This window comes from Actinoplanes sp. G11-F43 (genome assembly GCF_050589265.1).
Taxonomy (GTDB): domain Bacteria; phylum Actinomycetota; class Actinomycetes; order Mycobacteriales; family Micromonosporaceae; genus Actinoplanes.
On sequence record NZ_JBNZCE010000010.1, the window covers coordinates 91762 to 103674 of the forward strand.

Annotated in this window: 13 protein-coding genes; 10 read left to right on the top strand and 3 right to left on the bottom strand. The window is 70.6% G+C overall.

Going from position 1 to position 11913, the window contains the following annotated elements; all coding sequences use genetic code 11:
• Nucleotides 1-25 precede the first annotated feature (25 nt).
• On the bottom strand, nucleotides 26-229 hold the full coding sequence (locus ACQ0O7_RS11745) for a DUF397 domain-containing protein (protein WP_430782008.1): 204 nt from the start codon (nucleotides 227-229) through the stop codon (nucleotides 26-28).
• Nucleotides 230-404: 175 nt separating this feature from the next.
• On the opposite strand from ACQ0O7_RS11745, the gene ACQ0O7_RS11750 reads away from it, so the two are divergent.
• The 3 genes from ACQ0O7_RS11750 to ACQ0O7_RS11760 all read left to right on the top strand — a co-directional run bounded on the left by ACQ0O7_RS11750 (nucleotide 405) and on the right by ACQ0O7_RS11760 (nucleotide 2985).
• On the top strand, nucleotides 405-1274 hold the full coding sequence (locus ACQ0O7_RS11750; protein ID WP_430782009.1) for a helix-turn-helix domain-containing protein: 870 nt from the start codon (nucleotides 405-407) through the stop codon (nucleotides 1272-1274).
• Between the two features lie 109 nt (nucleotides 1275-1383).
• Nucleotides 1384-2118 (top strand): DUF5753 domain-containing protein, encoded by a 735-nt coding sequence (locus tag ACQ0O7_RS11755; RefSeq protein WP_430782010.1) that lies wholly within the window; start codon nucleotides 1384-1386, stop codon nucleotides 2116-2118.
• Between the two features lie 27 nt (nucleotides 2119-2145).
• On the top strand, nucleotides 2146-2985 hold the full coding sequence (locus tag ACQ0O7_RS11760; protein ID WP_430782012.1) for a helix-turn-helix domain-containing protein: 840 nt from the start codon (nucleotides 2146-2148) through the stop codon (nucleotides 2983-2985).
• Here ACQ0O7_RS11760 and ACQ0O7_RS11765 read toward each other — a convergent pair.
• A complete protein-coding gene (locus tag ACQ0O7_RS11765) occupies nucleotides 2982-3266 on the bottom strand; it encodes a DUF6232 family protein (protein ID WP_430782013.1) in 285 nt (94 codons plus the stop codon). The genes ACQ0O7_RS11760 and ACQ0O7_RS11765 overlap by 4 nt on opposite strands.
• Nucleotides 3267-3604: 338 nt before the next feature.
• On the opposite strand from ACQ0O7_RS11765, the gene ACQ0O7_RS11770 reads away from it, so the two are divergent.
• Complete coding sequence (locus ACQ0O7_RS11770; RefSeq protein WP_430782014.1) at nucleotides 3605-3796, top strand: CsbD family protein; 192 nt, start codon at nucleotides 3605-3607, stop codon at nucleotides 3794-3796.
• Between the two features lie 120 nt (nucleotides 3797-3916).
• Here the strand turns inward: ACQ0O7_RS11770 and ACQ0O7_RS11775 are convergent, their stop codons facing one another.
• A complete protein-coding gene (locus ACQ0O7_RS11775; RefSeq protein WP_430782015.1) occupies nucleotides 3917-5281 on the bottom strand; it encodes a KamA family radical SAM protein in 1365 nt (454 codons plus the stop codon).
• A 150-nt stretch (nucleotides 5282-5431) separates the two neighbouring features.
• Between ACQ0O7_RS11775 and ACQ0O7_RS11780 the strand changes: the two genes are divergently transcribed.
• Genes ACQ0O7_RS11780 through ACQ0O7_RS11805 form a run of 6 tightly spaced genes read left to right on the top strand, consistent with a single transcriptional unit; the run spans nucleotide 5432 to nucleotide 11910 of the window.
• Nucleotides 5432-6505 carry an L-erythro-3,5-diaminohexanoate dehydrogenase gene (locus ACQ0O7_RS11780; RefSeq protein ID WP_430782137.1) on the top strand — a complete coding sequence of 358 codons (1074 nt, stop codon included), beginning with the start codon at nucleotides 5432-5434 and terminating at the stop codon, nucleotides 6503-6505.
• 5 nt (nucleotides 6506-6510) lie between these two features.
• Nucleotides 6511-8049, top strand: coding sequence for an amidohydrolase (locus tag ACQ0O7_RS11785; RefSeq protein WP_430782016.1), 1539 nt, complete (start codon nucleotides 6511-6513; stop codon nucleotides 8047-8049).
• A 15-nt stretch (nucleotides 8050-8064) separates the two neighbouring features.
• A complete protein-coding gene (locus ACQ0O7_RS11790; RefSeq protein WP_430782018.1) occupies nucleotides 8065-9597 on the top strand; it encodes a lysine 5,6-aminomutase subunit alpha in 1533 nt (510 codons plus the stop codon).
• Nucleotides 9594-10325 carry an OAM dimerization domain-containing protein gene (locus ACQ0O7_RS11795; RefSeq protein ID WP_430782020.1) on the top strand — a complete coding sequence of 244 codons (732 nt, stop codon included), beginning with the start codon at nucleotides 9594-9596 and terminating at the stop codon, nucleotides 10323-10325. Before ACQ0O7_RS11790 ends, ACQ0O7_RS11795 begins: the two co-directional genes overlap by 4 nt.
• A complete protein-coding gene (locus tag ACQ0O7_RS11800; protein WP_430782021.1) occupies nucleotides 10322-10687 on the top strand; it encodes a hotdog domain-containing protein in 366 nt (121 codons plus the stop codon). The genes ACQ0O7_RS11795 and ACQ0O7_RS11800 overlap by 4 nt, the downstream gene beginning before the upstream one ends.
• On the top strand, nucleotides 10684-11910 hold the full coding sequence (locus ACQ0O7_RS11805) for a glutamate mutase L (protein WP_430782023.1): 1227 nt from the start codon (nucleotides 10684-10686) through the stop codon (nucleotides 11908-11910). The genes ACQ0O7_RS11800 and ACQ0O7_RS11805 overlap by 4 nt, the downstream gene beginning before the upstream one ends.
• The last annotated feature ends 3 nt before the right edge of the window (nucleotides 11911-11913 follow it).

Consider the following 11913-nt stretch of genomic DNA (forward strand, 5'->3'; position numbering starts at 1 on the left):
CCGCGGCACACGGTCTGACCTTGACCTAGCGGGGCAGGTCGAACTCGCCCGCTGTGACGCCAGCGAGGAAACTCGCAAAGGTGGTGCGGTCGAAAGTGAGGATCGGACCGTCGGGGTCTTTCGAGTCCCGGACCAGGATGTGGCCGGGCTGCGGGGCGACCTCGACGCATGCTCCGTTGGTGCTGCGAGAGCTTTTGCGCCACCGCGGCGCGGTCTCTCGTTCTTCCACGGTTGTTCACCACCTAACGTGACCGGCCGGGCACCGTTGCCCGGACGGAAAAATTATGCCGCGTTATGTCCGGTTTGTGAGGACTCTCCGGGAAAACCTCACGGAGCCTACCGCAAATCCCCGTCTGCAAAGTGCAGACGGGTTAAGGTTAATCAGGACGTAAAAGGGGAGGCTCGTGACCGATCCGAATCCCGGCCCGGCCATCGCCCGGGCGCTGCTCTCCAAAGACCTGCGGACCCTGCGCGACGAGAGCCCGGCCGCCGCCGTGGCCAAGGCCATGCACTGGTCGCTGTCCAAGCTGAACCGGATCGAGAACGGCAAGGTCACCATCCAGCCGGTCGAGGTGGAGGCCCTGGCCCGGCACTACGGGGTCGCCGACGACGGCGAGCTGCGCCGCCTGATCCAGCTCTCGGTGGCCTCCCGGCAGCGCATGTGGTGGCGTGACGAGCACTTCGACGAGGACTTCACCAACTACATCGCCTTCCAGCACGACGCCTCGCACCTCTACAGCTATCAGGCGACGTTCGTGCCCGCGCTGCTGCAGACCCCGGAGTACGCGTTCGCCGTCACCTCGTCGGTGCTGCGCCGGCCGGCCCGGGACCGGCAGGTGCGCAACGTCGTCGACGTGCGGCTGAAGCGCCAGGAGACCGTGCTGGAGCGGATGCGGGGCGAATTCCCGCCACAGTTGAGTTTCGCCATCGACGAGGCGGTCCTGTTGCGCCCGGTCGGCGGCGACGACGTGATGGCCGCCCAGCTCGACCACCTCGCCGAGATGGCGACCCGGGCGCATGTCCGCATCGTGGTGCTGCCGCTGCGGCTCGGTGTCCATCCGGGTCTGGGTGGGCCGTTCGAGCTGCTCACCTTCTCCGAGGACGCGGACCTGGACGTGGTGTTCATCGAGACGCCGGCCAGTGACTTCCTGCTCACCGACACGGAGGACACCGCTACCTTCCGGGACATCATGGACGAGTTGCTGGCCACCGATCCGGCCGGGGACAGTCTGCACCGGGCGCTGACCGCGGCGAAGGCCGCTCTGCGGCAGTGACGTTCGCCGTTACCGATGGGTATCGTTGACCTTTCCCCTCCTGATTGGAGTCCGGTCACCCACCACAGGACGACGCCGTAGTCGGACCTCCGGAACTGAGAGGCTCGCCATGACTGAATCCCCTGAACCGGCGATCGCCCGCGAGAGAGTCCGCGCACTGCTGCGGGAGCATCGCGAAACCCTCGGACTGTCCGCGGCCGAGCTGGAGAGACTTCCGCACGCCTGGCCCGGCGACTGGTGGGCGCGGCACGGCCTGACCGATGAGCACCACACCTATCTGCTCGGTGAGGCGCGGGCCACCGGCATCACCGTCTACCAGTCGATGCTGATCCCGGGGCTGCTGCAGACCCCACGCTACGCCCGGGCCGCGACGGCGGCGGTTCTGCGGACGGCTGAGGACGACCCGGGCGTCACGGTTCGCGTCGGGGTCAGAGCCGACCGGTTGAGTACGATCCAGGCCCGCACCGCCGCCGGGGACGCGCCGATGATCACGGCCATCGTGGACGAGGTGGTGTTGCGGCGGGCCGTCGGTGGGGCCGGGGTGCTGCGGGAGCAGCTGGATCATCTGGTCGAGGTGGCCGGCCACCCGCACGTCACGCTGGTGGTGCTGCCGACCACCCTCGGTGGGCATGCCGGGCTGGGTGGGGTGTTCGAGCTGCTGGAGTTCGGCGCCGATCCGGGGCCGGCGCTGGTGTTCATCGAGTCGGCGGCGGCCGACCACATCGTCCGGGACGCCGCGGCGGTCACCCGCTACCGCGAGATCGCCGCCGAGCTGGCGCGGGTGGGATCGTCCGGAGCGGAAGCAGTCGATTTCGTCCGGTCGGTTCGCTCCGGGCTGGAGTAGCGTGGGACCTCTCGCGGAGGTGAGGCGATGGGTTCCGTGGTGGCCCGTGACCGGCTGCGCTCCCGCCTGCTGGAGTTGCGCCGGGCCAGCGGGCTGACCCCGGGCGCGGTCACCGCCCGCACCCACTGGTCGCTGTCGAAACTGAGCCGGATCGAGGCGGGGGCGGTCACCGTGGCGCCGCTGGACGCGCAGGCGCTGGCCCGGATCTACGGGGTCGCCGATCAGCGGGAGATCCTGGAGCTGACCGAGATGGCCGTGGCGGCCCGGCGGCGGCACTGGTGGAGCGGCTTCCAGATCGAGCCCGAGCTGCGTGACCTGGTGGCCTACGAGAGTGCCGCCGACCGGATCACCGTGTTCGGGGCGCTGCTCGTGCCGGACCTGGTGCAGACCGAGGCCTACGCGACGGCGGCGCTGACCGTGGCGTGTGGCCGGAAGCCGGACGCGGTGGGCGTACCGCAATCGGTTGATCTGATTCTGCGGCGGCAGTCGGAACTCGCGGCGCGGTTGCGGGAGGCCCGGCCGCCTCGCGTTCAGGTGGTGCTCGACGGGGCGGTGCTGCAGCGGCGGATCGGTGGCGGCCGGGTGATGCGGGAGCAGCTCGGCCGGCTGGAGGAGCTGGCCGGTGACGGACGGATGCGGATCGTCGTGGTGCCGTTGCGGCACGGCGTGATGCCCGGTCCGGCCGGGGCGTTCGAGCTGCTGGAGTTCGCCGGGGTGACCGATCCGGACGTGGTCTTCGTCGACGGTCCGGGGCGTGGGCGGCTGCTGCGTGAGCGGGAGGAGACCGCCGCGTTCCACGAGATGGCCGGTCTGCTGGCCGAGTCGGGCCTGACCGGTGACGCGGCGATCCGGGAGATGCGCCGCTAGCCGTCGTCGCGGTGGTGTTCGACGGCGCGGATCAGGGCCCGCCAGACCCGGCCGAACTCGCGATGGTCGGTGGTGCTGTAGAGGACGGTCCACTGCCCGTCGATGGTCGCGTGGATCTCCATGCGGCGGGGGGTGCGCTGGAACGGGCGCCGGTAGGTGAGGCAGCGCTCCATCGGGAGCAGCCGGCCGATCGGGATGCGGATGCCGTCGACGGTGACGTGCCGGTGCGTGATGGTGATCTGGGGACTGCGGTAGAGGACGGGTTTCCGCTCGGTACTCATGTCAGCAGACATTCGTCGTGACCCTTTCGTGACCCCTGTCCTCCCATTGAACGGCCATCTGCAAGTTGCAGGTAGCTGATGGCACTTCAGCGAGCGCCATATGCGAAATCCCGTCTGCACTTTGCAGGTGGCCGGATGCGAGGTGTGAGCAGCCGCGTCCACGGGAACCGGAGTCGTCGACGTACGGGTCTCCACTTCGTGTGCCGTTTTACGGCTCGAATCGAGCCGTAAAACGGCACACGAACTGACCGGAGAGATCTGCTGCGGAACAAGTCGTTTCAAAAGTAGGCGGACCGGGCAACACCTGGGACGTACGCAACTCGAAGGAGGGCTGGCCCATGAGCATCACCGACAAGGTCAAGAACAAGGCCGAGGAGCTGGCCGGCAAGGCCAAGCAGGGGATCGGCCAGGCGACCGACAACGAGCGGCTCGTCGCCGAGGGCCGTGCCCAGGAGACCCAGGCGCACGCCAAGCAGGCCGGCGAGCACGTCAAGGACGCCGGCAAGGACGTCCGCGACGCCTTCAGCTAGACGGTCTGGCGTCGCCGGAGGATCTCAGCGGCCGTAAGGGCGGCCGAGGGCATCGGGTTCACGGCGACGACACCACGGAAGGGNNGGGGTGCCGCCCTTCCGTCGTGTCCGGGGCTGCGCTCAGGAGACCGACAGCAGCGCCTGCGCGCGCCACCACGCCTGACCGGACTCCGGCAGCGTGTCGATCGGGTCGTAGTAGGCGAACTGCTTGGCCAGCGCCTCGCTGTCGTCCGCCTCGATCGACGTGCGGTAGTTCTTGGTCCAGTAGGAGATGCCGTGCTCGCGGTCGTACCCGGCGACCATGTGCACCCAGCGCTTGCCGACGAACGGGACGTCACAGACGATCCGGGGCGTCGCGTAACCGGGGAGATAGCCCATCAGATCGTGCTGCAGCTGCTGGGCGTGCCAGACCGGAACCCGCCAGTGCTCCGCGTTCGGGATCATGTCGCACATGTAGAAGTAGTACGGCAGGATCCCGGCCTCACCCTGCAGCGCGAAACACAGGTCGAGCAGCTCGGTGACGCCGGCGTTCACCCCGCGCATCAGGACACCCTGATTGCGGACATCCCGGACACCCACCTCCAGCAACGTACGCACCGCGCGCGCCACCGTCGGCGTCAGCGAGTTCACATGGTTGACGTGGGTGTGCACGGCCAGGTTGACCCCGCGCCGCTCGGCGGTCACCGCCACCCGGTGCATGCCCTCCACCACGTCGTCCTGCAGCCAGTGCTGCGGCAGGCCCATCAGCGCCTTGGTGGCCAGCCGGATGTCACGCACCGTCGGCACCGCGAGCAGGCCCATCAGATACTGCTCCAGCTGTTTCCAGGGCACGTTCGCGACGTCACCGCCGGACACCACCACATCGCGTACGCCCGGGTGGGTCTTGAGGTAGTCGAGGTGCGCCTGATAGCGGTCCACCGGTTTCTGGGCCAGTTTCAGCTTGGCGACCGTGGCGGTGCTGTTGCCGACCAGGTCCATCCGGGTGCAGTGCCCGCAATACTGCGGGCAGGTGGAGAGCAGCTCGGCCAGCACCTTCGTCGGGTAGCGGTGGGTCAGCCCCTCGGCCACCCACATGTCGTGCTCGTGCAGGCTGTCCCGGCTGGCGTGCGGATGCGACGGCCAGTCCAGGTGACGGTCGGTGGCGACCGGCAGCATGTAGCGGCGGATCGGATCGGCGTAGAAAGCGGCCGTGTCCGGCACCTGGTCGGGGACCATGGTGTTGAGCATCTGCGGCGGCAGCAGCATCGACATGGTGGCCAGGCGCTGCTGATCGGTCTCCAGGTCGGCGTAGAACGCCTCGTCGACCAGGTCGCCGAGGACGGCGCGGAGCTGGCGGACGTTCTTCACACAGTTGACCCGCTGCCACTGGGCGGACTGCCACTGGGCCGCGGTGACGTCACGCCAGCCGGGGAACCGGGTCCAGTCCGGCTCGGTCAGCTCACGCCGCCGGTACTCGTACGGCTGGCCTGCCTCGATCTCTGCCACCGGGCCCTCCTGATGTTGGGATGCCGATCAACGTACCGGAGATTATCCGGTCTAGAAACCGGATGGACGTAGGATTTACGGTAAAGAGGCTCTTGTTCACGATAGTTTTATGCGAGCGGCAGTTCTTTGCGAGGGGGTTCGGCGATGACTGTGGGTCTGCGACGGGTGCTGGAACCGGCCGGAGTGCTGCCCCAGGCGGCCTGGCGGCTGGACGCCTCGCCGGAGATCGCACCCGACGAGACACGGATCCGGGTGCAGCGGCTCAACCTCGACGCCGCCAGTTATCGGCAGCTCGCGGAGAAACATGCGGGGGACGGGGCGGCGATCCGGGCCGAGGTGTGCGCGATCGTGGCCGACCGCGGCAAGATGCACAATCCGGTCACCGGGTCGGGCGGGATGCTGATCGGGGTGGTCGAGGAGGTCGGGCCGGAGTCGACACTGCCGGTCAAGGTGGGGGATCGGGTGGCCACGCTGGTGTCGCTCACCCTGACCCCGCTGTTGATCACCGATGGCCTCGCCCGATGGGACGGATCGTCCGAGCAGGTGCCGGCCGACGGGACGGCGATTCTGTTCGGGCGGTCGATCGTGGGGGTGCTGCCCGATGATCTGCCGCCGGAGCTGGCCCTCGCGGTGTACGACGTGTGCGGGGCGCCGGCGTTGACCGACCGTATGATCCGCACTTATCGCGATAAATCCGGACAAAAGGAGGGTCGGGGCGAGGCGGCGGCAAACGGCCAGGCGGGTGGCGATGGGCAGGCGGTCACCGTGACGGTGCTGGGTGGGGCCGGGAAGAGTGGCTCGCTGACGCTGGCTGCCGCGCGGCGTGCCGGTGCCCGTACCCAAGCCGTGGTTGTCAATGAAGCGGAGCGGGACGCGCTGCGCCGGGCCGGACTGGCGGACCACATCGCGATCGCCGACGCGCGGGACCCGGTCGCGGTGGCGAACGTGCTTCCTCACAGATCAGACATCACCGTGGTCTGTGTGGACGTGCCGGGATGTGAGCACGGCGCGATCATGGCGACCGCCGACGGCGGCACGGTGATCTTCTTCTCGATGGCGACCAGTTTCTCCGCCGCCGCACTGGGTGCCGAAGGGCTGGCCGCGGACGTGACGATGCTGGTCGGCAACGGTTTCGTGCCGGGGCACGCGGAGTTCGCGGTCGATCTGCTGCGGCAGGTTCCCGCGGTGCGCGCGTTGTTCGAGGCACGCCTGGCGGCAGACTGACCGGCATGACGAAGACTCCCTCGGTCCGCTACCTGAACGGCCGCTTCTACTCGGCCGCGGAACCCCGCGCCACCGCCATGGTGACCAGCGGCGACACCATCGCCTGGCTCGGTGACGGCGCCGACGCGCCCACCGCGGACGTCACCGTCGACCTGGCCGGCGCGCTGGTCACCCCGGCGTTCGTGGACGCGCATCTGCACGCCACCGACACCGGCCTGGCGTTCGACGGCCTGGACCTGTCGGCGACACGCTCGCCGGGGGAACTGCTGGACCGGGTGGCCGAGTTCGCGGCGACCCGCCCGGCCGACGGCGTGGTGCACGGGCACGGCTGGGACGAGTCGACGTGGGTGGATCAGACGCCGCCGTCGGCGGAGCAGCTGGACCGGGCCGCCGCCGGCCGCCGGGTGTACCTGTCGCAGGCCTCGGTGCACTCGGCGCTGGCGTCGTCGGCGCTGCTGCCGGCCGCGCGCGGGGTGCACGGCTACGACGAGTCCGGGTGGGTGCGGGAGGCGGCCCACCACGCGGTCCGCGAGATCGCGCTGGGTTCGCTGACATCGGCCCAGAGGGAGTCGGCGCAGCGGACCGCGCTGTCCCGGGCGGCGTCGCTGGGGATCGCGGCGGTGCACGAGTGCGGCGGGCCGGGCACCTCCAGCGAGGAGGACTTCACCTCGGTGCTGGCCTTGTCCGGGCAGGGACTGCCGCAGGTGTTCGGCTACTGGGGTGAACTGGGCGGCGCTGAGCGGGCCCGGGACCTGCGGGCGCACGGGGCGGCCGGCGACCTGTACGCGGACGGCGCCCTCGGTTCCCGGACGGCATCGGTCCGTTCGCCGTACCTGGACGGCGACCACGGCTGCGGTGAGGCGTTCCTGACCGCCGAGCAGGCCGCCGGCCACCTGCTGGACTGTGTGCGGGTGGGCTTCCAGGGCGGTTTCCACGCGATCGGCGACGCCGCGATCGCCACCGTGCTGGAGGGTTTCGCGCTGGCCGCCCAGCAGGTCGGCGTGGACCGGATCCGGGAGGGACACCACCGGATCGAGCACGTCGAGCTGATCGACAAGGCGATGATCGCGAAGATGGTGGAGTTCGGGGTGATCGCCTCGGTGCAGCCGGTGTTCGACGCGCTGTGGGGCGGGACCGACCGGATGTACGCGCAGCGCCTCGGCGTCGAGCGGGCCCTGGCCAGCAACCCGATCGGGGCGATGCACGCGACCGGGGTGACCCTGGCGTTCGGCTCGGACTCGCCGGTGACCGCCCTGGACCCGTGGGCGATGGTGGTGGCCGCGGCGGCCCCGCGCAACCCGAAGTTCCGGATGGGTGTGCGGTCGGCGTTCGCGGCGAGCAGCGCGGGCGGCTGGCGGGCCGCCGGGATCGGCACGGCGGGCGTGCTCAAGCCGGGCGCCTCGGCCACGTTCGCGGCCTGGGAGACCCCGTCCGGGCTGGCCCAGGGGCTGCCGGCGCTGCTGCCGGACATCGACGGCTCGGTGCCGCAGCGGCCGGTCGCGGTCCGCACCGTGCTGCACGGCGAGACGATTTTCCAGAGGTAAGAAGGAGGCGGGTTCTTGGCCGGGAAGCTGGATCTGGACGCGGCCGTGGTCGCGCGGGCCCGGGAGCTGGCCGCGCGGGCCGGGCAGCCGGTGGTCGACCTGGCACGGTCGCACACCACCGTGTCGGTGGAGCGGGCGGTGCTGCGGCTGGCCGGGGTGACCGGGGCCGACCCGGACGGCATCCCGTGGGTGAACCGCCTGGTCGACGCGGTCCGGGCGGACGTCGGGCTGGGGCACGGGGTGGCGGTGCCGGTGTTCCACGCGATGGCGACGGCCGGGATCGAGGACGTGACAGTGCTGGCCCAGAAGGCGGCGGCCGGGTCGGTGCGGTTCACCATGCCCGCCTCTCCCGGCGCGGTGAAGAGGCGTGCCAGGCGCGCGGTCGCCGCCGGTCTCAAGGTCGTCGACCGGCGGCGGGCCGAGCGGGAGCGACTGATCCGGCGGTACGGGGATCCGAAGCAGCGACCGTGGATCTACCTGATCGTCGCCACCGGTGACATCTACGAGGACATCCCGCAGGCGCAGGCGGCGGCCCGGGCCGGTGCGGACGTGATCGCGGTGATCCGGTCGACCGGGCAGTCGCTGCTGGACTACGTGCCGGAGGGGCCGACCCGGGAGGGGTTCGCCGGGACGTACGCCACGCAGGAGAACTTCCGGCTGATGCGGGCCGCGCTGGACGAGACGTCGAAGGAGGTGGGCAGGTATGTGCGGCTGACGAACTACGCGTCGGGGCTGTGCATGCCGGAGATGGCCACCCTGGCCGGGCTGGAACGCCTGGACATGATGTTGAACGACTCGATGTACGGGATCCTCTTCCGGGACATCAACCCCATCCGCACCTTCGTCGACCAGCGGTTCTCCCGGCAGATCCACGCCCGGGCCGGGATCATCATCAACACCGGTGAGGACAACTACCTCACCACCGCTGACGCCGTGGACGCCGCGCACACGGTGACCGTTTCGCAGTTGCTGAACGAGTTCTTCGCCCATGAGGCCGGGCTGGCGGACTGGCAGCTCGGGCTCGGGCACGCGTTCGAGATAAACCCGGACGTCCCGGAATCGTTCCGGCTGGAGCTCGCGCACGCGCTGCTCGCCCGGGAGATCTTCCCGGACGCGCCGCTGAAGTGGATGCCGCCGACCAAGCACATGACCGGGGACGTCTTCCGGGGCAACCTCCTGGACGGCTTCTTCAACCTGGCCGGGGCACTCACCGGCCAGGGGATCCTGCTCGTCGGGATGATGACCGAGGCGGTGGTCACCCCGTGGCTGTCGGACCGGGACATCGCGCTGCAGAACGTCCGGTACGTCCTGAACGGCGCCGGGAACCTGCACGAGGACTTCACCCCGGGCGAGTTCATCCGCGGGCGCGCCCGGCAGGTCCTCGGCGAGGCCATCGACCTGCTGGAGCGGATCGAGGACGACACCCTGATGGAGGCCATCGCGGACGGGACGTTCGGTCTGATGAAACGCCCCGCCGACCGCGGCAAGGGCCTGGACGGTGTCGCGAAGCACGAGGACGACTACTACAACCCGGCGGTGGACTCGTGATCATCCGGCCCTACGGCGACACCACCGGCGACGGCATGGTCCAGGTGTCCTTCACCCTGCCGATCCCGCACGACAAACGGGCCGAGGGCGCGGCGATCCAGCTGGCGAACAAGATGGGCATGGACCCGGCGATGCTGGTGCACGCCAAGGAGATGGGCGACGGCTACACGTTCTTCGTCGTCTACGGCAAGGTCGCGCACCTGGTCGACACCGACAAGGTGCAGGTGGTCGAACGCGACTACCCGCTGCTCAGCGCCAAAGAGGTGAACGCGGTCATCAAACGGCGGCTGCGGCGCCGGCTCAACGTGGTCGGCGCGTGCATCGGCACCGACGCGCACACCGTCGGCATCGACGCCATCCTCAACCTCAAAGGCATCGCCGGGGAGAAGGGCCTGGAGTACTACTCCGAACTGTCGGTCACCAATATGGGCGCCCAGGTGTCGGTCCCCGACCTGGTGGAGACCGCCCGCGAACGGAGGGCCGACGCGGTGCTGGTCTCCCAGGTGGTCACCCAGCGCGACGCACACCTGCAGAACACCCGGGCCATGTCGGCGGCGTTCCGGGAGGCGCTGCCGGCCGGCCGGCGCCCGCTGCTGATCGTCGGCGGGCCCCGCTTCGACGAGCTGATGGCCGCCGAGCTGGGCGTCGACCGGATCTTCAGCCGCGGCACCACCCCACGGGAGGTGGCGTCCTATCTCGTCCACGCGCTCGCCGGAGGTGCCCAGTGATCACCGTGACCCATCGACGTTACGTGCCGTACTCGCACGCCCACTACGCCGGGAACCTGGTCGACGGGGCGTACTCACTCGGGCTCTTCGGTGACGTGGCCACCGAGATCTGCATCCGCCTGGACGGCGACGAGGGGCTGTTCGCCTCCTACGACGACGTGCAGTTCCGCGCACCGGTCCGGGCCGGGGACATGCTGGAGATCTCCGGGACGGTCACCGCCGTGGGCACCCGGTCCCGGAAGATCGCCTTCGAGGTCCGGGTGGTGTGCCGGGGGACCGGGGGCTCGGCCGCCGCGGTCCTCGACGAGCCGATCGTGGCCACCACCGCCGTCGGGACCGTCGTGGTGCCACCGAAGCCGTGAGCGCGACAGCGGTCTGTGTGGACGTCGGGTCCACGTACACCAAAGCCGCCAAGATCGATCTGGACGGCGCGCGACTGGTCCGCCGGGCCGAGGTACCGACCACCTCCGCCACGGACGTCCTGGCGGGCCTGGACGCCGCCGTCGAGGCCGTCGGCGGCGGCGACCGGCTCTACGTCTGCTCGTCGGCCGGTGGCGGCCTGCGCCTCGCTGTCATCGGCTACGAGGAACTGGTCACCGCCGAAGCCGGCCACCGGGTCGGCCTGTCCGCCGGCGCCCAGGTGGTGCACGTCGCCGCCGGGCCGATGACCGGCCCCGATCTGACCCGGCTGCGTGCCGCCCGGCCGGACGTGATCCTGCTGGTCGGCGGCACCGACGGAGGCGACGGCGACACCCTGCTGCACAACGCGCGGCGGCTGGCGGCGGCCCGGTCCCGGTTGCCGGTGGTCCTGGCCGGCAACCATTCGGTACGCGGGGAAGCGCTCGACATCCTGCACAGCCGGGGCGTGCCGGTCACGCCGACTGCCAACGTGCTGCCCCGGATCGGCGTGCTCGACCCGCTGCCGGCCCGCGCCGCGATCCGGGACGTCTTCCTGCGCCACGTGATCGGCGGCAAACGCCTGTCCCGGGGCCGCCGGTTCGCCTCGCTCGTGCGGGCCGCCACCCCCGACGCGGTGCTCGCCGGAGTGGAGCTCCTCGCCGACCTGACCGGAACCGGCGTCCTCGTCGTCGACGTGGGCGGGGCCACCACCGACGTCTACTCGGCGCTGGTCCCGGACGCCGAGGCGGAGACCGGGCCGCGGCGGGACGTGGCCGGCACCCTGTGGCGCTCACGCACCGTCGAGGGCGATCTCGGGGTGGCCGCCGGCGCCGACGGCACGCGTTGCGCCGCCGCGGCGGAGAAGCTGCCGGTCGTCTCCTCCGGCGGCGACCGGGCGCTCGCGGCGGCGGCCGCGGTGGTCGCCATGCGGCGCCACGCGCGGGGCCGGCCGGGACTGCGTGACGTACGCCTCGTCGTCGGATCCGGCGGGGTGCTCCGGCACGGTGGGGGAACAGCGGTCCTCGATGCGGTCCTCGCCGACGTCGGGGGCGGCTGGGCGCCCCCCGAACACGCCCGTGCCGTGGTCGACACCGATTATGTATTGGCGGCCGCCGGTCTCCTGGCCGCCGACCACCCCACCGTCGCCGGGTGTCTGCTCCGTGACCGTCTGGGGTACGGGACATGACAC

Bases quoted from the DNA above. Each gene is read 5' to 3' on its own strand.
- ACQ0O7_RS11770 (WP_430782014.1), top strand. From the start codon at position 3,605: ATGAGCATCACCGACAAGGTCAAGAACAAGGCCGAGGAGCTGGCCGGC.
- ACQ0O7_RS11785 (WP_430782016.1), top strand. From the start codon at position 6,511: ATGACGAAGACTCCCTCGGTCCGCTACCTGAACGGCCGCTTCTACTCG.
- ACQ0O7_RS11765 (WP_430782013.1), bottom strand. From the start codon at position 3,266: ATGAGTACCGAGCGGAAACCCGTCCTCTACCGCAGTCCCCAGATCACC.
- ACQ0O7_RS11755 (WP_430782010.1), top strand. From the start codon at position 1,384: ATGACTGAATCCCCTGAACCGGCGATCGCCCGCGAGAGAGTCCGCGCA.
- ACQ0O7_RS11760 (WP_430782012.1), top strand. From the start codon at position 2,146: ATGGGTTCCGTGGTGGCCCGTGACCGGCTGCGCTCCCGCCTGCTGGAG.